This is a genomic window from Psychroflexus torquis ATCC 700755, from assembly GCF_000153485.2.
GTDB lineage: Bacteria > Bacteroidota > Bacteroidia > Flavobacteriales > Flavobacteriaceae > Psychroflexus > Psychroflexus torquis.
Genome location: NC_018721.1, coordinates 2,374,613 through 2,394,804 on the forward strand (window position 1 = coordinate 2,374,613; position 20,192 = coordinate 2,394,804).

Annotated in this window: 17 protein-coding genes; 6 read left to right on the forward strand and 11 right to left on the reverse strand. The window is 36.3% G+C overall.

Annotated features, from left to right (window positions below):
- The first annotated feature begins 33 nt into the window (after positions 1-33).
- From P700755_RS10120 to P700755_RS10130, 3 genes are all read left to right on the forward strand, one after another.
- A complete protein-coding gene (locus P700755_RS10120) occupies positions 34-561 on the forward strand; it encodes a YceD family protein (RefSeq protein WP_015024574.1) in 528 nt (175 codons plus the stop codon).
- A 12-nt stretch (positions 562-573) separates the two neighbouring features.
- Positions 574-777, forward strand: coding sequence for a 50S ribosomal protein L32 (gene rpmF / locus P700755_RS10125; protein ID WP_003439283.1), 204 nt, complete (start codon positions 574-576; stop codon positions 775-777).
- 102 nt (positions 778-879) lie between these two features.
- Entirely contained in the window at positions 880-1,818 is a 939-nt protein-coding gene (locus P700755_RS10130) for a T9SS type A sorting domain-containing protein (RefSeq protein ID WP_015024575.1), read from the forward strand.
- Between the two features lie 122 nt (positions 1,819-1,940).
- Here the strand turns inward: P700755_RS10130 and P700755_RS10135 are convergent, their stop codons facing one another.
- The 4 genes from P700755_RS10135 to aspS form a co-directional block, all read right to left on the reverse strand.
- The gene (locus tag P700755_RS10135; RefSeq protein WP_015024576.1) at positions 1,941-2,132 is read right to left on the reverse strand and encodes a cold-shock protein; all 192 of its coding nucleotides are present in this window, start codon (positions 2,130-2,132) and stop codon (positions 1,941-1,943) included.
- Between the two features lie 116 nt (positions 2,133-2,248).
- Complete coding sequence (locus tag P700755_RS10140) at positions 2,249-2,524, reverse strand: hypothetical protein (RefSeq protein ID WP_015024577.1); 276 nt, start codon at positions 2,522-2,524, stop codon at positions 2,249-2,251.
- 9 nt (positions 2,525-2,533) lie between these two features.
- Positions 2,534-4,327 carry a chloride channel protein gene (locus tag P700755_RS10145; protein WP_015024578.1) on the reverse strand — a complete coding sequence of 598 codons (1,794 nt, stop codon included), beginning with the start codon at positions 4,325-4,327 and terminating at the stop codon, positions 2,534-2,536.
- 60 nt (positions 4,328-4,387) lie between these two features.
- Positions 4,388-6,136, reverse strand: a complete 1,749-nt coding sequence (gene aspS / locus P700755_RS10150; protein WP_015024579.1) for an aspartate--tRNA ligase — start codon at positions 6,134-6,136, stop codon at positions 4,388-4,390.
- Positions 6,137-6,359: 223 nt separating this feature from the next.
- On the opposite strand from aspS, the gene P700755_RS10155 reads away from it, so the two are divergent.
- The gene (locus P700755_RS10155) at positions 6,360-6,719 is read left to right on the forward strand and encodes a toxin-antitoxin system YwqK family antitoxin (protein WP_015024580.1); all 360 of its coding nucleotides are present in this window, start codon (positions 6,360-6,362) and stop codon (positions 6,717-6,719) included.
- Positions 6,720-6,757: 38 nt separating this feature from the next.
- Here P700755_RS10155 and P700755_RS10160 read toward each other — a convergent pair whose 3' ends face one another.
- Positions 6,758-7,324, reverse strand: a complete 567-nt coding sequence (locus P700755_RS10160; RefSeq protein WP_015024581.1) for a DNA-3-methyladenine glycosylase I — start codon at positions 7,322-7,324, stop codon at positions 6,758-6,760.
- A 43-nt stretch (positions 7,325-7,367) separates the two neighbouring features.
- On the opposite strand from P700755_RS10160, the gene P700755_RS10165 reads away from it, so the two are divergent.
- On the forward strand, positions 7,368-7,985 hold the full coding sequence (locus P700755_RS10165; protein WP_015024582.1) for a thioredoxin family protein: 618 nt from the start codon (positions 7,368-7,370) through the stop codon (positions 7,983-7,985).
- Here the strand turns inward: P700755_RS10165 and truB are convergent.
- From truB to P700755_RS10185, 4 genes are read right to left on the reverse strand one after another with little or no spacing between them, the layout of a single operon-like run.
- Entirely contained in the window at positions 7,982-8,680 is a 699-nt protein-coding gene (truB, locus tag P700755_RS10170; protein ID WP_015024583.1) for a tRNA pseudouridine(55) synthase TruB, read from the reverse strand. The two genes, P700755_RS10165 and truB, sit on opposite strands and share 4 nt — an antisense overlap.
- Positions 8,673-9,470 carry an undecaprenyl-diphosphate phosphatase gene (locus P700755_RS10175; protein WP_015024584.1) on the reverse strand — a complete coding sequence of 266 codons (798 nt, stop codon included), beginning with the start codon at positions 9,468-9,470 and terminating at the stop codon, positions 8,673-8,675. Before P700755_RS10175 ends, truB begins: the two co-directional genes overlap by 8 nt.
- Positions 9,470-9,733, reverse strand: a complete 264-nt coding sequence (locus P700755_RS10180) for a DUF3098 domain-containing protein (RefSeq protein ID WP_015024585.1) — start codon at positions 9,731-9,733, stop codon at positions 9,470-9,472. The genes P700755_RS10175 and P700755_RS10180 overlap by 1 nt, the downstream gene beginning before the upstream one ends.
- Position 9,734: 1 nt before the next feature.
- The gene (locus tag P700755_RS10185) at positions 9,735-10,613 is read right to left on the reverse strand and encodes a cell division protein FtsX (RefSeq protein ID WP_015024586.1); all 879 of its coding nucleotides are present in this window, start codon (positions 10,611-10,613) and stop codon (positions 9,735-9,737) included.
- A gap of 948 nt (positions 10,614-11,561) precedes the next feature.
- Here P700755_RS10185 and P700755_RS10190 point away from each other — a divergent pair.
- Complete coding sequence (locus P700755_RS10190; protein WP_015024587.1) at positions 11,562-15,224, forward strand: leucine--tRNA ligase; 3,663 nt, start codon at positions 11,562-11,564, stop codon at positions 15,222-15,224.
- Positions 15,225-15,418: 194 nt separating this feature from the next.
- Here P700755_RS10190 and polA read toward each other — a convergent pair whose 3' ends face one another.
- Positions 15,419-18,247, reverse strand: coding sequence for a DNA polymerase I (gene polA / locus P700755_RS10195; protein ID WP_015024588.1), 2,829 nt, complete (start codon positions 18,245-18,247; stop codon positions 15,419-15,421).
- Positions 18,248-18,974: 727 nt separating this feature from the next.
- Positions 18,975-19,952 carry an IS30 family transposase gene (locus P700755_RS10200; RefSeq protein WP_041758579.1) on the reverse strand — a complete coding sequence of 326 codons (978 nt, stop codon included), beginning with the start codon at positions 19,950-19,952 and terminating at the stop codon, positions 18,975-18,977.
- Positions 19,953-20,192 lie beyond the last annotated feature (240 nt).

Below are 20,192 nucleotides of genomic sequence, written 5' to 3' on the forward strand. Positions count from 1 at the left end.
TTAATATATTTGCAAACTGAAAACTGATGTTGTATGAGAAAGTTTAAGGCTTACGCCATACCTTTTGTAGGATTGAAAGTTGAACAGCATAGATTTGATTATAAAATTGATAATTCGTTCTTTGAGCTTTTTGATTTTAATGAATTTAATAATGCAGACGTTAGTGTTGATTTAGAACTCACCAAAAAAGCAAACATGCTTGAACTTGAGTTCGAATTTACAGGACACGTTAACGTAAATTGCGATCTTACTTTAGAGCCTTACAATCAACAGATAAGTAATCACTTATCACTAGTTGTGAAGTTTGGAGACGATTACAATAATGATAATGAAGAGTTGTTAATCTTACCTCATAGCGATTACGAAGTAGAAATCCAACAGTATATTTATGAAGGAATTATACTTGGTCTTCCTGCGAAAAGAGTGCATCCTGGGGTAGAAGACGGTAGTATTAAGTCGGAAATCCTTGAAAAGTTAAATGAATTACAGCCAGAACAGAATACTAAGGAAGAGGATACAGATCCTCGATGGGATAAATTAAAAGAATTACTAAACGAATAATACATTTGAGCAATGGCACATCCAAAGAGAAAAATCTCGAAAACAAGAAGAGATAAGAGAAGAACACATATCAAGGCTAAGATGCCACAAATCGCTACAGACACCACCACTGGTGAGGCGCATTTGTTTCATAGAGCACATTGGCATGAAGGTAAAATGTACTACAGAGGTCAAGTTTTGATCGACAATACTGAAGATGCAGAAGTTGTAGAGTAGCATATCTTATTTTACATTTTAAAATTTACTCCTTTATTAATCTAAAGGAGTTTTTTGGTTTGTATAGTAAATTTAACTAACTTTAAATCAAACCTTTATATTATGAAACAACTCTCCACTCTTATTATTTTATTTTTTCTAAGTACCCATCTCTCACTTGCTCAGGTTACCTCCGTACCTGATGAAAATTTTGAACAAGCCTTGATCGATCTAGGTATCGATACTGATGGAGTTATCAATGGGCAGGTTTTGACTGCTGATATTGAGAATATTATTGAACTTGACATTAGTTTTAGAGAAATTGATGATATTTCAGGTATAGAAGATTTTACAGCTCTTGAAATTTTAGATGCTTCAGATAATCAACTTGTTCCAACCTATGACAATCCGAATGCTTTCAATGATATTTTTGTTAATAACACTAATTTGAAAGAAATTTACATTAATAATGTTTCTGGTGTTGATGTTGTATTTATTTATTTTGTCAACATTGATTTGACTTTATTCCCTAATTTAGAAATCGCAGAATTTAGAACTGTTGATGCTCTAGAAATAATCAAATTAGATAGTGATCAAACTGATTACGCAAACTTAATCCTAGACATTAGACATGAAGGTTACCCAAGGCCAGGAGCAGATAAGTCAGCAAGTAATATAGTTGTACCAACTGATGTTTGCGTCAAAGTTTTAAATGTAGATGATGCCATTAATAATAATCCACCTTACGACACTTGGAACATTATAACGGACAATAGATCTTACAACTTCTCATCAACGTGTAACTTAAATATAGATGATTTTGAAAGTTTAAATTCAATTTCTGTTTATCCTAATCCAGTAAGTAACACTCTCAATTTTAATAATCCCAATCAAATTGAACTTGATCAAGCCCTAGTGTATACTATGGAAGGCAGGTTGGTTAAGTCTTTTAATGATGTAAAAGAAAACATCGATCTAGAGGATCTAGTTTCGGGTGTATATTTTGTAACTATAAAAAACAAACAACAAGAGGCTTTGACTTTTAAAGTTATAAAGCAGTAAAAGTTGCTTGGCAACAAATTAAATTTATTACGAAACATTAAATTCGGTATAAATATCTTCACAAAAAAAACGCCACTCGAAAGAGTGGCGTTTTAAGATTTTGAAAAAAAAATGTTATATGATTAGATCAAACGTACATCTGAAGCGTTCATCCCTTTTCTTCCTTCTTCTTCATTGTACTCAACTTCGTCTCCTTCGTTAAGAGATTCACCATTAAGTCCTGTGACGTGTACAAAAATATCTTCTCCTGTTTCGTCGTTTGTAATGAATCCATAACCTTTAGATTCATTGAAAAATTTCACTTTACCTTGCATAATAATAAATAATAATTAATAATGATACAAAAGTAAATAAAATTTATCTTTCATGTGTTTTAAATTGAATTATATTTTGCTTTAATTAAGTCATTTTCAACAAATTAAAGGTCTATTTACTCACTGGATTTATCCTTCCTATTATCTTCCTTAGATTTATCTGAAAGTTTATTTATTCTATCTATGTTTTCCTTAGTTAATGTGTAATCTTGTAGGCGTTTCCCCTTCCACCTGTGGGCTAGGAAGAGGGGCATCAATATAAAAGCGCTAGCTAGTACACTTATTCCTATAATTCGTTCACCTATAATATCACTTTCATAAAGTTTGAAGTAGGACCCAAGTAAGAATCCAGCTAGGATTAAAAGAAAAACCAATTTGATAAGTGCTCTCATAGTGATGTTTTAAACAGTAACTTCTATTAATTTTTGACGGTAGGCCGTTAGCAATTTAGATTTTGAGATAAATCCAACATATTTCTTATCCCTCACCACAGGGAGATTCCATGCTCCTGTATCTTGAAATTTCTGCATGATATCTTTCATTTTGCATTCATTTAAATCTATGATATCTGGAGCGTTTTGCATAAGGTCACTTACTCTCATTTCTTCGTAAAGGGTTTTATCAAACATGATTGTTCGTATATCATCCAAAAGGATGATCCCTTGAAATAAGTAATCCTTATCCACCACAGGAAAGATATTTCGCTTGGACTTTACGACACCTTCACTTACTATTTGCCCAAGATTCATCTCATTGCCTAAGACTTCAAAATTATCCTCTACAACGTGTTGAATATCCATTAAAGTTAGCACATTTTTATCCTTATCATGTGTTAGAAGTTCGCCGCGTTTAGCCAATTCCATTGTATAAACAGAGTGGGGTTGAAATGATTGTGTGATTAAATATGAAATCAAAGCAGTGATCATTAAAGGCACAAAAAGTTGATATCCACCGGTGAGTTCGGCAATAAGAAAGATGGCTGTTAAAGGCGCGTGCAGTACACCCGCCATCATACCTGCCATGCCAACCATTGTAAAACTACCCGTTGAAATGGGTTTGTTTAAAAAGTCTAAGTGATTGACTATTAAAGCGAAACAATGCCCTAAAGCGCTTCCCATAAAAAGAACAGGAGCAAAGATACCACCTACCCCACCAGCAACAAATGTTAATGATGTAGCTACTATTTTGAAGATAACTAAGCCTGCTAAAAGTAAGATCACAACCCAAATATTATCAAGAAACTCATTGAAAAAGTTCGTTTGTAAGGCTTCTTGATAGTTTTCTGAAAGCAAATGATTGATGACACCATAACCTTCACCATAGAGTGGAGGTATAAAATAAAGCAGTACTCCTAGGCTAGTTCCCGCTAGAAGAATCCGTAGAAAAGTGTTTTTAATCGAAGAAAAAATCTTGTGTATCCTAAAATAAATATTTGTAAAATATATAGATCCAAAAGCACATATACAACCTAATACTATGTAAAAAGGAACCTCAGAAATTGTAAAATTATTTTGAAGTACAAAAGGAATAATTGTGCTGGATCCAAAGAAAAAATAGGAGGTTAAAATGGCAGAAATAGAAGCCATCAAAAGAGGTAACATACTTACCAAAGTTAAATCTAGGCTAAAAACTTCAATAGCAAATATAATCGCCGCGATTGGTGCTTTAAAAATGGAGGACATAGCACCAGCGGCAGCACAACCGATAAGGAGGGTTCGCATATTTTGATTCATGCGAAATAGCCTTGAAATATTAGAGCCTAAAGAAGCTCCTGTTGCAATTGTAGGACCTTCTAATCCTACAGAACCTCCAAAACCAACAGTAATAGGGGCTGTGATTAATGAAGCGTACATCTGAAAACGCTTCATAATCCCTTTTTTCTTAGAAATAGCATACAAGGTAGAGGGTATGCCGTGCCCAATTGGCCTACGTATAATTTTTTTAATGATAAAATAGACCAAAGCAAACCCTATAACTGGAAAGACGAAATAAAAGGCATGATGATAATTTACGATGAACTCTTTTTCTAGTAAACTCTGAATAAAATGCGTGAGATTTTTAATAACAACAGCCCCAAGACCCGCAGTAAAACCTATCAAAGCACTCAAAATAAGTGTAAATTGATGATCTGTCAAATGCTTGGTTTTCCAAACCAAAAAACGTTGTAAAGAAGGGAGTTGTTTAAAAGGCCTCATTTTAAAAGCACTGTTTTAAATTAGTGTTATATTATTTAATCACCTATAAAGACATCAGCGTCAGGAGAGCTTTTTAATGTGAAGCTCTTTCAATTGATCAGCACTTAGCTCTGCTGGTGCATCAATCATAATATCCCTTCCAGAATTATTTTTCGGAAAAGCGATATAGTCTCTAATGCTTTCCTGTCCACCGAGAATCGCTACAAGTCGATCCAAGCCAAAGGCAATACCACCGTGAGGGGGTGCGCCGTAAGTAAAGGCTTTCATCAAAAACCCAAATTGAGCTTCTGCTTCTTCTTTAGTAAACCCAAGATAATCAAACATCATGGATTGTGTTTTTTGATCGTGAATTCTTATGGACCCTCCGCCAATCTCATTTCCATTTAAAACCAGATCATAAGCATTAGCCTTTACTGCTCCAGGATCTGTGGCTAGCAATTCAAGTTGTCCTTCTTTTGGTGAAGTAAATGGGTGGTGCATAGCATGGAAGCGCTGTGTAGCTTCGTCCCATTCTAATAAAGGAAAATCGACAACCCATAGTGGCGCAAATTCTTTAGGTTTTCTCAAGCCCAATCTATTACCCATTTCCATTCGTAAAGCGCTTAGTTGTCCACGGGTAGCGTTAGCTTTACCAGAAAGAATACAAATAAGGTCGCCAGGTTGAGCTCCAGTTTTTTCTACCCACGCTTTTAAATCAGATTCATCATAAAATTTATCGACAGATGATTTTAAACTTCCATCCTCATTGCATTTTACGTAAACCATTCCTTTTGCACCAACTTGTGGGCGCTTCATCCACTCGATGAGCTTGTCGATGTCTTTTCTAGAATAGCTTGCAGCTCCTGGAATAGCAATACCCACGACGAGTTCAGCTTCATTAAAAACCTTGAAGTCTTTATGCTGAGCAATAGCGTTAAGCTCGCCAAACTTCATCCCAAACCTAATGTCTGGCTTATCGTTCCCGTAAGTTTGCATAGCTTCATCATAAGTTATACGAGGAAAATCCTTGACCTCTACACCGTTTATTTCCTTAAGTAAATACTTAGTTAGGCCTTCAAAGGTATTGAGAATATCTTCCTGCTCAACAAAAGTCATTTCGCAGTCGATTTGTGTGAATTCCGGTTGTCGGTCTGCGCGTAAATCCTCATCTCTAAAACACTTAACAATTTGAAAATACTTATCTAATCCTCCAACCATAAGGAGTTGTTTAAACGTTTGTGGAGATTGTGGTAAGGCATAAAATTGACCAGCATTCATACGGCTAGGGACCACAAAATCTCTAGCGCCTTCGGGGGTCGATTTGATGAGGTATGGAGTTTCAACTTCTATAAACTCTTTTTGTGTCAAGTAATTTCTAACAGCCATGGAGACTTTACTTCTGAAGATAAGCTTATTCTTAACAGGGTTTCTTCGGATATCTAGATACCGATATCTCATCCTTAAATCCTCTCCACCATCAGTTTCATCCTCAATTGTAAAGGGAGGGGTTTCAGAAATATTGAGAATGGTAAGTTTTTCGACCAACACTTCAATATCTCCAGTAGTGATGGATTTATTTTTAGATATTCTTTCTATAACCGTTCCTTCTGCCTGTATAACGAACTCGCGGCCTAAACTTTTAGCTTTTTCCATGATATCCTTAGGCGTACGATCAGAATCAAAAACCAACTGAGTAAGGCCATATCGGTCTCGTAAATCTACCCAGATGATGAATCCTTTGTCTCTTATCTTTTGTACCCAGCCAGATAAAGTAACTTTTTTATTTAAAGACTCTATGTTTAACTCGCTGTTATTGTGATCTCTATACATGTTTTGTGGTTTATTGCAGGATTTGCAAAAATAACAAGTTAACGGTCTTAATAAAGAGGATGTCGAGGAAATTTTTAGACATACTTAAACACTGTATGCTTGTTTTATTTTAAAAGTGAATCGCCCTATGCACGGGATATTTAAGAGGCTTTGTAAAACTAATGTTAACCAAATGTGTTTTAAATGTAAATTATATGTATATTTGAATCTAAATAAAAGAGATATGAAAGCATTTAGCACCTTTGTAATGGTTTTTTTAATGAGTTTTACACTTTTTGCTCAAATTGATAAAGACCTAGTGAAGACAGAAAAAGTTGGAGATTTACAGAAAGTAACTATGTTCTATGAAAGTGGAGAATTGCATCAAATGGGATATATCAAAAATGATAAACTTCATGGTGAGTGGGAATCTTTTGATAGAGAAGGAAATAATCTTGCCAAAGCAAATTATAAAAACGGTAAAAAAGTTGGACAATGGATGTTTTGGAATAATGGTAAACTTTCAATCGTAGATTACGATGAAAATAAAATCGTCCAAGTGAAAACCTTCGTTGAAGAAGGAACTCAAGTGGTAAGTAACTAGAAGAATTAATTTTAATTATATAAAGTGTCTAATGCAAATTAGACACTTTTTTTATGCTTAAAACAATAGGTTAAGTGATCGTTAACCATTCCAGAAGCCTGCATAAAAGCATAAATCGTCGTAGGCCCTAAAAATTTAAATCCTCGTTTCCTTAAGTCTTCCGAGATGTTTTGACTCAATTCAGTTTGTGAAGGAACTTGGTTTAATTTTGAAAATGAATTTAATATAGGCTCTTTATTCACATACTTCCATATGTATTTAGAAAACGAGTCGTATTCGTCTTGAATCTTTATAAAGCCTTTCGCATTGGTAATACTAGCTTCAATTTTACCTCTATGTCTTATAATCTTTTCGTTGTTGAGTAATCTGGAAACGTCTTCATTGGTGTACTTAGAGATTTTTTGATAATCAAATTGATCAAAAGCCTCCCTGAACTGCTCTCTCTTCTTTAGAATAGTCAACCAATTTAAACCAGCTTGAAAGCTTTCCAATAAGAGCAACTCATATAGGTGTTGATCTTCGTAAACGGGCTCTCCCCACTCTTCATCATGATACTTTTCATAAATTTCTTGACCAATACACCACTCACACCTTACCTTTGCCATTGTAATAATTTTAATATATTTCGACTGTTTAAAAAAAACACACATGAACGAACAAACACAACTTGAAAGTATAAAAAAACACTTAGATAAAGCACTTACTTATTCAGAATATAAACAACTTGTAGGTGATTTGTTGAAAGAAGATAAATCGACAGGATTTACTCAAAATGAGTCGTATCTCAATTACTCTAAACTAGGCTTTAGCCGAATGAATCGTTGGGAAAAAACTTCAGAATTAACAGCAGAACAAATTGAAGCTATCCAAAAGGTAACTAAAAAGCAAACTTGGCTTGTCATTACAGAAGGCTGGTGCGGTGATGCCGCTCCTGTCATACCAATCATGAATAAAATAGCAGATATAAATCCGCTCATCACCTTCAAACTGATTTTAAGAGACGAGAATGATGAACTTATGAGCCAATTTTTAACTAATGGCGGCAAGTCTATACCTAAGCTGGTTTCTTTTAATGCTGAAGAAAATGATCTTTTATTTATTTGGGGACCAAGACCAAAGGAGGCTGCCGATTTGGTTGCTAAAGAAAAAGCCGAATATGGAAAACTGAGAGATGAATTTAAAATCACTCTTCAGAAATGGTACAACCAAGATAAGGGGAAAAATATCGCAGAGGATCTTGTGAATTGCTTAAAGGCAACTGACTAATCCTCTATAAGCTTCTCAAAATCTTCAATGCTAAGGGCTTTCTTAACATTATAATCTCCAATTTGAGTTCGACGTAATTCAGAGAGGTAAGCCCCAGAATTTAAGGCTTCACCAAAGTCATAGGCCAAACTACGAATATAAGTGCCTTTGCTACATTGGATTTTAAAGTTGAGTTTAGGGAAGTTGTTTTGGATAATATCAAAACTGTCAATATTTACTTGACGTTTAGGAATATCAACGCTTTCTCCTTTTCTGGCATATTCATATAAACGCTTTCCCTCTTTTTTTAAGGCTGAAAAAATCGGGGGGCGTTGCATGATTTCTCCTCTAAATTGAGGCAAGGTATTTTGGATAAGCTCAGTAGTAATATGAGAGGTTTCAAAAGTCTTATCCACTTCTGTCTCCATATCGTAGGAAGGAGTCGTAGCGCCAACTGTAAATTCGCCAGTGTAAATTTTGGTTTGTCCCATCAAAGATTCGATGGTTTTTGTAGCCTTGCCCGTACATAAAATAACTAAACCGGTTGCCAATGGATCTAAGGTCCCTGCATGTCCTACCTTGAGTTTCTTAAGGTCAAATTTTTGTTTGATAAGCCATCTCACCTTATTCACCACTTGGAAAGAGGTCCAATGCAAAGGTTTATCAAAAAGCAAAATCTGCCCTTCTTTTATTCCGTCTAAAGTTAAATTATCCATTCAGTTGAGTAAAAATAATTGAGCCAACACCAACTACAAAACAGTAGATAGCAAAGTATCTCAATTTACTGCGTTTCACAATCGAAATCATCCAGGTGCAAGCTAACAATCCAGAAATAAAAGCAGCTACAAATCCTACTCCATAGCTCACCATATTAGCTTCGTCTATAGAAATATCACCACTGGTAACATCCTTCAAAATTTTTCCAAAAATAAGAGGAATCACCATTAAAAAAGAAAATCTTGCGGCCTTGGACTTTTCATTACCAAGAAGCACAGAAGTAGCAATAGTCGCCCCACTTCTCGAGATTCCTGGTAAGATAGCAATAGCTTGTGCCACACCAATCACAAAGGAATTCGTATAGGAAACTGGTTTTAAAATAGCCTTGGATTTATCGGTTAACCAAAGTAGCAATGAAGTCACGATAAGCATAAATCCTACCAAAATTAGGTTTCCACCAAAGAGCATTTCCATTTGAGATTCAAAAAAAAACCCAACAAGGGCCGCGGGAATCATCGAGATGATAATCTTTAAAGAAAAGCGAGTTTCCTCATTCCATCGGAACGAAAATAAACCTTTGAAGATCTCAACAATATCTTTTCTGAATATGACGATAGTGCTCAGTGCCGTTGCAAAATGAAGAATCACGGTAAGCAATAAAGATTCTTTTGGAAGACTATTGTTCCCTAAAATCGCTTTGCCTATCTCTAAATGACCACTAGACGATACTGGTAAAAATTCTGTTAGTCCTTGGATAATTCCAAGGATACTCGCATCCCATACATCCATTATTTAGCAGACTTTGGCTTGAGTAGAATGGCATACACTTCTATAGCAAAGCCAATTAAAATCACAGTAGGGGCGAGGCGAATTCGTCTCCAGCTAAAGATGTCTGGATTAAACACATTGGGGTCATCACTACCGCCGCCAGCCATCAGAATAAATCCAACAGCAATCACCGCTAATCCAATGATCATAAATTTATAATTCTCTTTTTCGAAAATTAACTTTTCGCTTTCTTTAGCTTCTTTTTTACGTTTGCTTTCTCCCATATTAATAATACAATTCGTCAGTTTTTAAATTTAAAAATCGCTGAGTAGCAAAAAAGGTACTTAACCAAGAAATTAAGATCCCCATGATTAAAACACCAACAAAAATAGCAGCCAGTAGAATTTCATCACTAATTAGGTTTAACTCAGGAAAACTTTTATTCAGATAATACAACACAACTCCCATTCCTATTAACGAAATAGTAGAGCCTATTAAACCTAGTTTTATACTTTTCAAGATAAACGGCCGTCGAATAAAGTGCTTGGTAGCTCCCACCATTTGCATGGTTTTAATAGTAAATCGCTTAGCATAAACCGATAAACGAATAGAGCTGTTGATCAATAGAACAGCAATAAATGTGAGTAAACCACTCACTATTAAAATCCAAAAACTCAATCGCTTAATGTTATCATTCAACAGGGCAATGAGCGGCTTATCATAAACGATTTCGTCTACAAATTCCTTATCCCCTAGATCTCTAGAAATTTCTGCAATCTGCGTTTCCGAGACATAATCGGCATTAAAATAAACATCGATAGAATTTTGTAAAGGATTATACCCCAGAAATTCCATGAAATCTTCTCCAATCTCCTCACTGTAAGCCTTTGCAGCTTCTTCTTTGGAGACAAATACTATGGTTTTAGAGTATTCTGCTAAGGCCAAAGACTTCTGCATTTGGTCTATTTCAACCTCCTTGGCGGTGTCTTTTAAGTAGACCGTTAAGGCGATTTGCTCTTTGAGATTATCTGCTACTTTTTTGGTATTCAAGACCAAAAGCGCTAGCAAACCCACCAAAAATAAAACCAAAGCAATACTGATCACCACCGAAAAGTAGGAGGTAATCAATCGTCGTTTTTGGTATTTTTCAAAGGAAGAGGCCACTTGATAATTTTTGGTAAAAATATAAAACTATAAGATGATAACGGCTATCCCTCAGATTAATTTTATGGGCGCTTTATCCCGCTATTCGTTTTAACTCCGCAGGCTTTGCTTTTAGGTCTTGAGCGTATAGCGGCTTTTCCTTTGGTCAAGCGCTATACACTCGACCTATAGCGCCCAGCCTTTGCGGGGTTTCCTCTGCTATCGGGAGCGCAAATAAGCTTAATATCAAGAAGTACTGAATGCGAATTCCAACTATTTCAGCAACAACTAACTGACTTGAATACTGATGAAATCTGTCTAGCACTAGTGCTATTTCTTATATTTTCTTTTTCGCAAAACATGGAGACTCCCCAAAAGCAGAGTTTATTACCAAAAACAATTATGAAAAAATCCATAAACTTAGACTGGGGACTATCAAGCGTCTTGCTGCTGGATTTTTAGATGCGAGCTAGGAATATATCAATTTCCAGACTTTTGGTTATGGAGTTTCCCTTCTTGCAAATTTTGATAATTCTATTGATTATGAAAAATTTGGCATTCATCTATACTACTGTTTTTACTTTGGCAAAATTCAGAATTCAAAGGCCATGGCTTTTTCGTTGAAGTATTTACATATTCACACATTGGAGAGGTAGACGTCTTTTATGTCAATCAACAAGGAAATAGAGTTGAAGAACACCATACATTTTTGATGTAGCTGTTGGATTTGCTGTTGGTTCTAAATAGATAAACTCAAGTGGATTTACATTTCAACTCAAATTGGTGTAGGAAGAAATCTTAGGAAATAATCCAAATGAATTCCTAGCTCCAAGCGACTTCAATATCGGCTATAAATTTTAGCACTTTCCAAATCAACTCATGCTTTAACTTTTGAGTTTTAATTCCAATCTCGGTGAGGAGTTAAAGCCATATATATTAGTTTTGCCATTTCGAAATAAGTAACTTATTATGGCATACGATTTTAAAGCAATAGAAACCAAATGGCAGAAGCGTTGGGCGAAAGACCAAACCTTTAGAGCGAAACAACCTCAGGAGTTTGAAGGAGACCCTAAACCTCCATTTTATGTGTTGGATATGTTTCCTTATCCGTCTGGAGCAGGACTTCATGTTGGCCACCCGCTAGGGTATATTGCCAGCGACATCTATGCCCGCTACAAAAGACATAAAGGGTTTAATGTGCTGCACCCACAAGGTTATGATTCTTTTGGGCTTCCTGCAGAGCAGTATGCTATTCAAACTGGTCAACATCCATCATCAACAACTGAAATTAATATTGAAGGGTGTTTAGATAACAAAGGGAAAATATTAGACAAATATGTAAAAGATAATGGCAAGATTAAGAATTCAGCTCTTATCGATAAATCTAAGGAAACGAGTGTTGATGAAGAGAATTATCAAAGGAATATAATTAAAGGGTATCGTAAACAACTCGATAAAATCGGATTTTCTTTCGATTGGAGTCGGGAAGTCCGTACCAGTAATCCAGATTATTATAAATGGACCCAGTGGATATTTATTCAACTCTTTGAAAGCTGGTATGATGCCAAAGCTCAAAAATCCAAGTCTATACCAGAATTAGTCAATATTTTCGAAAAAGAGGGAAATACGAATGTGGACGCAGTGGCAGATGATAACACAACTTCATTTTCCGCATTAGAATGGTCAGCTTTTACCGATGACCAAAAAGAAGAACTGCTACTCAATTACCGCTTAACTTATCTTGCTGAAACTGAAGTCAATTGGTGTCCAGCCCTAGGTACGGTCTTGGCCAATGATGAAATTGTGAAGGGGGTTTCAGAACGAGGAGGACATCCTGTGTCCAGAAAAAAGATGAAGCAGTGGAGCATGCGTATTTCTGCGTTTGCAGATCGTCTACTTAGTGGACTTGAAGATTTAGACTGGAGCGAAAGCCTAAAAGAAACCCAACGCAACTGGATTGGAAAATCGGTGGGAGCGCAACTTGAATTCCCCATCCTGTCCTTCCCCAAAGGGGAAGAGAACACTAAGCCAGGCTACATGACAGGTGGAAATAATGCTCACACCCTTATTGAAAAGGCAAAAGAAAATAGAAATCAACCAACTGAGGCTGAAAAAACACTTTGGATACAACTTCGAGCTAAAAAGTTATCGGGATATAAGTTTCGACAGCAACATTTAATCGGAGATTATATTACAGACTTTGTCTGTTTATCAAAATCTTTGGTCGTTGAAGTCGATGGAGAATATCATAATGAAACCAAAGCCTATGACGAAGAACGAACACAATTTTTAAATAAAAAAGGCTTTGAAGTTATTCGATTTAAAAACGAAGAAGTCATTGGAAATATAGATGAAGTTCTCGATCAAATCAAAACCAAACTTGATCAATTACCTTCCTATGATAAGATGGCGAAGCCATCTGAAGAGAGTAAAGTTAAACCCCTTTCCTTGGGAGAGGGGCAGGGGGAGAGGATTGAGACCTTCACCACCCGACCTGATACTATTTATGGTGTTTCTTTCATCACCTTAGCTCCTGAGCATGATTTGGTATCTAAAATAACAACTCCTGAGCAAAAAGAAGAAGTAGAGGCTTATGTAAAAGCTTCCGCAAAGCGAAGCGAGAGAGAACGTATGGCAGATGTTAAAACCATTTCTGGTGTTTTTACCGGGGCTTATGCCGAGCATCCTCTTACTAAAGAACCCCTTCAAATTTGGATTGGAGATTATGTCCTAGCAGGTTATGGCACAGGAGCTGTTATGGCTGTCCCTTGTGGTGACCAACGGGATCATGATTTTGCTCAACATTTCGGAATTCCTATTCCCAACGTGTTTGAAGGCATTGATGTTTCTAAAGAAGCCTACACAGATAAATCTAATGCGACAAAAATCGCTAATTCTGACTTTCTGAATGGTCTGGGCGTTTTGGAAGCGATCCCCAAAGCGATTGAAGCTCTGGCCAACATGGGCCAAGGGGCTGAAAAGATAAATTATAGACTAAGAGACGCCGTCTTTTCTAGACAGCGGTATTGGGGAGAGCCTTTTCCTGTCTATTACATCAATGGCTTACCAAAAATGATAGAGAGCAAATACTTGCCTTTAGAATTGCCTGAGGTCGAAAAATACCTTCCTACAGAAGATGGAGCTCCACCTTTGGGAAGAGCACAAGACTGGGCTTGGGATACTGAGCAGAATCAAGTGGTCTCAAACGCCAAGATAGATCATAAAACAGTATTTCCATTGGAATTGAACACCATGCCTGGATGGGCAGGAAGTTCTTGGTACTTGTTTCACTATATGGAAACCGAAAACCGCGATCAACACATCGCTTCCAAAGAGAACTTAGACTATTGGAACAATGTTGACTTGTATATTGGAGGGAGCGAGCACGCCACTGGGCATTTGTTATATTCTAGATTCTGGACCAAATTCCTAAACGACAAAGGAGTACTTCCAGTAGACGAGCCTTTTAAAAAATTGATTAATCAAGGAATGATCTTAGGGGAGAGTGCTTTTGTTTATAGAGTCAATTATGAACCAGATTTCTCTTGGCATTCAAAAGATAATTCGACTTCAACAAAAAAATCCTTTGCAATAAAACCCGTATTCTTATCAAGTGATCTAAAAAAATCTCTTAGTGATTTAGAGATTGAAGAATTAGTAAAGAAAGAACTATTACAATATTATATAGATTTAATTGGAAGTAATGAATTTTATATTTCATCATTAAACCTTACAACTATTACACCAATCCACGTTGACGTCTCATTAGTCAACTCGTCTAATGAATTAGATATTGAAGGTTTAAAAAATTGGCGTTCAGAATTTAGTGAAGCTGAATTCATTTTAAAAAACGGAGAGCTTTACGACCCAATCTCCTCCCCTTCGGGGAGGTCGGGAGGGGATTCATTTATTGTAGCTCGAGAAGTCGAAAAAATGTCAAAATCCAAATTCAATGTGGTCAATCCAGATGATATCTGTGAAGACTTTGGAGCCGACAGTTTGAGACTCTACGAAATGTTTTTAGGACCACTTGAACAAGCAAAGCCCTGGAGTACTGCTGGACTGTCTGGGGTGCATAATTTCTTAAAAAAACTTTGGAAATTGTATTTTACCTCTAATTCACTCCAAGAGGGAAAACAGGATTTCGTCGTTTCTGATGAACCTGCTTCGAAGGAATCTTTAAAAATTCTGCATAAGACCATTAAGAAAGTCACTCAAGATATCGAAGAGTTTAGCTTCAACACGTCAGTCTCTACGTTTATGATTTGCGTGAATGAGTTGACTCAGCAAAATTGTAAGTCTCGAGAGGTCTTAGAACCTCTAGCAGTATTGATTTCACCATATGCTCCTCATATCGCTGAAGAGTTATGGGAACTTTTAGGCAACACCACTAGTATTTCTGAAGTGGATTATCCTGTTTTTGAAGAACACTACTTGAAAGAAGATTCTAAAACGTATCCTATTTCTTTTAATGGAAAGATGAGGTTTACACTAGAATTGTCTTTGGACTTAAGCAAAGATGAGATCGAAAAAATAGTAATGGCCGATGAGCGCACACAGAAACAACTGGACGGGCGCACTCCTAAAAAAGTGATTATCGTGCCCGGTAAGATCGTTAATATTGTGGGGTAGGCATTGCCCTAAAATCTATATATTTTATCATTCTGGACAAGTCCGACTTTTATAACAAGTCGGATGGTTTCAGAATCTAATTTATACCTATCTAAAATTCAATCAAGAATCTGAAACGAGTTCAGGTTGACAAAATATGATCAATTAAGATAGAATTCAGATACCCCGATGGCTAGGCCTCGTGGTATTTTATTTTAATGAGCTTCCAGCCAGTTTTGTCCTGTACCCATCTCCACATCTAGGGGGACATCCAGTTTAAAGGCATTTTCCATCTTGTCTTTAACCAGTGCTGTTAAGGCATCGATTTCGTCTTTGTGAGCATCAAAAATCAATTCATCATGGACTTGCAGGAGCATTTTGGATTTAAAATTCTGTTCTTCTAAAGCGTCATAAATGTTTATCATCGCAACCTTTATAATGTCTGCAGCGCTTCCTTGGATAGGGGCGTTCACCGCGTTGCGTTCTGCGGCACTTCGCACTATATGGTTTTTAGCATTGATGTCTTTGAGGTAACGCCGCCTACCCATGACTGTTTTGACGTAACCATGCTCCTTTGCGAATTCCACTTGCTCATCCATATAGTCTCTCAACTTAGGATAGGTTTTATAGTAAGTCTCTATCAGCTCCTTAGATTCGTTTCTAGTCAAGTCAGTTTGATTGCTCAATCCAAAAGCAGACACTCCATATATAATTCCAAAGTTGACAGTTTTAGCATTGCTTCTCTGCGCTCTGGTCACTTCCTCTATATCCACACCAAATACTCTTGCCGCAGTTGAGGCGTGAATATCTTCTCCATTTTTAAAAGCATTCATCATCGTTTTTTCCTGACTCAAGGCTGCTATAATTCTAAGTTCTATTTGGGAATAATCGGCAGCGAGCAACACATAATTCTCATCTCTAGGGACAAATGCTTTTCTTACTTCACGTCCACGTTCTGTGCGAATGGGGATATTTTGAAGATTAGGGTTATTGGAGCTCAAACGACCAGTTGCTGCTACGGTTTGCATAAACTCGGTATGGACGCGCTTGGTTCTTGGGTGAATTTGTTTTGGTAAAGCGTCTACATAGGTGCTTTTGAGTTTAGAGAGTTGCCTCCATTCTAAAACCTCGCGTACTATTTTATGATCTTTTGCATAATTAGACAAGACCTCTTCTCCAGTGGAGTATTGACCAGATTTAGTTTTTTTAGGTTTTTTTGCAATTTCCAATTTGCCAAATAGGATCTCGCCCAATTGTTTTGGGGATCCTATATTAAATTCTCCTTCCGCTTCCACATATACTGACTTCTCCAGGCGTTCAATGTCCTCATCTAGCTTTTCTGAAATGTTTTCTAAAGCTGATTTATCGAGGTTGATACCTTCAATTTCCATAGCTGCCAAGACCCGTAATAAGGGAATCTCCATATCTTTAAACAAAGGCTCGTTGGAGGCTTCTTTTAATTCTTTTTCAAAGTAAGTTTTGAGTTGAAAGGTAATGTCGGCATCTTCTACAGCATATTGGGTTTGGTCTTCCAAACTTACTGTTCGCATAGTCTTTTGTCTTTTACCTTTTTTACCGATGAGGTCTTCAATAGGTTGTGGAGAATAGTTGAGGTAAGTTTCTGCCAAGATATTCATATTGTGCCGCATATCTGGGTTGATGATGTAATGCGCAAGCATCGTATCAAACAACGGTCCTTTTACTTTAAGTTTATAATTGGCCAATACTTTAATGTCATACTTTAAGTTTTGACCTACTTTTTCGATCTCTGTAGATTCAAAAAATGGTCTCAACTTTTCTACTAATTCTTGTGCTTCGTTTTGATCCTCCGGAAAGGCCACATAAAAGCCTTTATGGCTCTCCCAAGAAAAAGCAATTCCCACTAATTCGGCATCTAGAGTTTTTAAACTGGTAGTTTCTGTATCGAAACACACCGAGTTTTGCTTCATTAGTATTTCTATAAAGAGCTTTAGGGAGAGACCTCCTTTTACATACTGATAATGGTGGTCTGTGCTTTTTAAGGTTTTGTATCCATCAAAATGACTAGGTTCAATATTGGAAACATCGGTATCGTTTCCAAAAAGAGAAAATTGTCCAGCTCCAGCAGTTTGGGGAGAGCTTGATGTGTTTTGAGAGGGCTTTTCTACGATAGCTTCTCCTTTGTTGTACATTTTTACAAACTGCTCTGTCAATCTTCTAAATTCTAACTCTTTAAAGATGTCTAAGACTTTCTCAACATTTGGTGGAGAAACTTCATACTTCACCTCGTCGAAAGTGACGTCACAGTCAGTAATGATCGTAGCTAGTCTTTTAGATAAGCGTCCTAATTCTGCATTTTTTTCTATTTTCTCTTTCATCTTTCCCTTCAGCTGATCTGTGTTTTCCAAGAGTACTTCCATGGAACCAAATTGCTGTAGAAATTTCTTAGCGGTCTTTTCACCTACTCCAGGTAAGCCTGGGATATTATCCGCAGCATCTCCCATCATACCCAAGAAATCGATGACTTGTTCTGGACGTTCTACTCCAAACTTTTTCTGGACTTCTGGTATGCCCCATTTTTCTACTCCGTTCCCCATTCTTGCAGGGCGTTGCATAAATATATTCTCAGTAACCAGTTGAGCGAAATCCTTGTCTGGAGTAACCATATGGACTTCATAGTTTTGCTTTTCCGCTTGTATAGCTAGTGTCCCAATAATATCATCGGCTTCCATACCCGAGATTTCTACGACAGGAATTTCCATAGCGTGGAGAATATCCTGTATAATAGGGATGGAGTCTTTGATAACGGTTGGGGTTGCATCTCTATTGGCTTTGTACTCTACATACATTTCTTTTCGATCTTTGCTTCCGTCTTTATCAAAGCAAACTGCCAAATGATCGGGATTTTCTCGCTTTATGACGTCAAAAAGGGAATTCATAAATCCCATAATGGCAGAAGTATCCTGTCCTTTGGAGTTGATTCTTGGGTTTTTGATGAGGGCATAATACCCGCGGAAAATCATCGCATATGCATCAACAAGGAAAAGTCGTTTTTTGGAAGCCATAAAGTCAATTTTTATTGAATGTAAATTTAGTTGAAATTATGGCTTTTCCAAAATTGAACTAGGTGATTGTTCTAACCTTATTTCTATTTAGCTTTCAAGGGCTCTGCCCCCTCTATAAATGAAGGGCTTTTGTCTTTGTTACTAAGATTTGCTGGCTCTGATCTTATATTTTTCAATTGCATTTAGAAGCATTAGTTAATGATGCTTTTTCTGAAAAGCGTTTGTATAATTTGGGGCTTTGGTTTTGATATTTTCGGGACTTAAATTAATATCACGACTGAGCATTCTTGTTTTTTGTTGAAGGCTTTTGAATTTATGTTTAAATTTGTTTCTCGATACTTTTTTCTTTCCTATTCAGTCAAGTAAAAAACTCGAACTGACAATAATTAGATACTTCTAGTTCTAATGTATCGAGAGGTTTTTGTTATTTGAAGCGTTCTCGATACAATTTCAATGATTTTTTAAGCAAAAATTCATTGAAACCACTCGAACTGACATTTTTGATATGCTATTATCGTCAAATTTTAATGCTTTGAAAAAGCTGATATTAAGTCGATTTGTCCCATCGAGTATTCCGACGTTTTCGGCAGGATTTATAGAGATGTTCTTTTTAACTGAAGCGTTCTCGATACAATTTCAATGAATTTTTTAATCAAAAATTCATTGAAACCACTCGAACTGACATTTTTAATAAGTACATATTATCAAGTTTTTAAACTTGCCGGATTCAAGTCATAAATGCAACTTCTGGGTTAAATAATAATTGATCCATTACAAATATAGGATTTTCATAATTGAACCTTTTTCTAGGTCTTAGATTTAATTTCTCTTGTATCTGTTTTACTTGGTAATCAGTGATTTTTGTAAAGTCTGTTTTTTTAGGTAAATATTGTCTTATCAGTCCGTTTAGGTTTTCGTTTGAACCCCGTTCCCAGGAGTGATAAGGTCTTGCAAAATAATAATCTATATTTAGCTCTTGCGCTACCACAAGGTGGTCTGCAAACTCTTTTCCATTATCCGCTGTAATAGTTTTCAAATAAGGTTTCCAATCCTCTAATAAATCTATGATTGCTAAGCCTACCCCTTTGGATTCTTTAGAAGGAACTTTTTTCATTTTAAGCATTCCAGAGCTTCTATCATTAATTGTTAGAATAGCTTGATTGTGATTTTTACCTATTATCAAATCCACTTCAAGATCTCCAAAGCGATCTCTGAGCTCCACTTTACTAGGTCGTTTTTCTATACTTACCCTGTCTTTTATAATACCCCTAGAATCCTTTGCTGCGCCTCTTTTACGATAACGCCTGCCTTGATGTCTTAGATGCTTATGTAGGGTTCCTTTATGTTTTTTATCATTCCAGATATGTTGATAAAGTGTTTCAACACTTACACTAGGTTCTTGGTGTTTCTTTAATATCCCTACTACCTGTTCTGGACTATAATCTAACTTTAAAAGCCTTTCTGAAGCTGTTTTTATTTCATTTGTAAAACAAATCTGTTTAGGTTTTGTTTTATGTCTCTCGCGACACTTTTTCACAGCTAATTCATAGCGATATTCACCGCTTCTTTGATCCTTATTACGCTTTAGCTCTCGACTAATTACTGACTTGTCTTTGTCTATACTTTCTGCAATAGCTCTATGGTTATAGCCTTCTTTGCGCATTACAGATATTGTATATCTTTGTTCTTTGGTAAGGTGACTCATTGCAACTTCTTTTTTGGCGATTTGATGCTGTAAAAATAACCTTTCCATCAAAACAAGAAAGAGGAATATTTTCCTCTTTCTTGTTTTGAAAAAGTAGCTATAATAATCAAATCTAAAAGTTGCATTTATTAGTTGAATTCAAGCTTATAAGAAAGCTGATATTAAGTTTTTTGTTGAAGGCTTTTGAATTCATGTTTAAATTTGTTTCTCGATATTTTTTTCTTTCCTATTCAGTCAAGA

Excerpts from the sequence above, each read along its gene's own strand:
- P700755_RS10120 (WP_015024574.1), top strand. The coding sequence starts at position 34 with ATGAGAAAGTTTAAGGCTTACGCCATACCTTTTGTAGGATTGAAAGTT.
- rpmF (WP_003439283.1), top strand. The coding sequence starts at position 574 with ATGGCACATCCAAAGAGAAAAATCTCGAAAACAAGAAGAGATAAGAGA.
- P700755_RS10130 (WP_015024575.1), top strand. The coding sequence starts at position 880 with ATGAAACAACTCTCCACTCTTATTATTTTATTTTTTCTAAGTACCCAT.
- P700755_RS10135 (WP_015024576.1), bottom strand. The coding sequence starts at position 2,132 with ATGCAAGGTAAAGTGAAATTTTTCAATGAATCTAAAGGTTATGGATTC.
- P700755_RS10140 (WP_015024577.1), bottom strand. The coding sequence starts at position 2,524 with ATGAGAGCACTTATCAAATTGGTTTTTCTTTTAATCCTAGCTGGATTC.
- P700755_RS10145 (WP_015024578.1), bottom strand. The coding sequence starts at position 4,327 with ATGAGGCCTTTTAAACAACTCCCTTCTTTACAACGTTTTTTGGTTTGG.
- aspS (WP_015024579.1), bottom strand. The coding sequence starts at position 6,136 with ATGTATAGAGATCACAATAACAGCGAGTTAAACATAGAGTCTTTAAAT.
- P700755_RS10155 (WP_015024580.1), top strand. The coding sequence starts at position 6,360 with ATGAAAGCATTTAGCACCTTTGTAATGGTTTTTTTAATGAGTTTTACA.
- P700755_RS10160 (WP_015024581.1), bottom strand. The coding sequence starts at position 7,324 with ATGGCAAAGGTAAGGTGTGAGTGGTGTATTGGTCAAGAAATTTATGAA.
- P700755_RS10165 (WP_015024582.1), top strand. The coding sequence starts at position 7,368 with ATGAACGAACAAACACAACTTGAAAGTATAAAAAAACACTTAGATAAA.
- truB (WP_015024583.1), bottom strand. The coding sequence starts at position 8,680 with ATGGATAATTTAACTTTAGACGGAATAAAAGAAGGGCAGATTTTGCTT.
- P700755_RS10175 (WP_015024584.1), bottom strand. The coding sequence starts at position 9,470 with ATGGATGTATGGGATGCGAGTATCCTTGGAATTATCCAAGGACTAACA.
- P700755_RS10180 (WP_015024585.1), bottom strand. The coding sequence starts at position 9,733 with ATGGGAGAAAGCAAACGTAAAAAAGAAGCTAAAGAAAGCGAAAAGTTA.
- P700755_RS10190 (WP_015024587.1), top strand. The coding sequence starts at position 11,562 with ATGGCATACGATTTTAAAGCAATAGAAACCAAATGGCAGAAGCGTTGG.
- polA (WP_015024588.1), bottom strand. The coding sequence starts at position 18,247 with ATGGCTTCCAAAAAACGACTTTTCCTTGTTGATGCATATGCGATGATT.
- P700755_RS10200 (WP_041758579.1), bottom strand. The coding sequence starts at position 19,952 with ATGAGTCACCTTACCAAAGAACAAAGATATACAATATCTGTAATGCGC.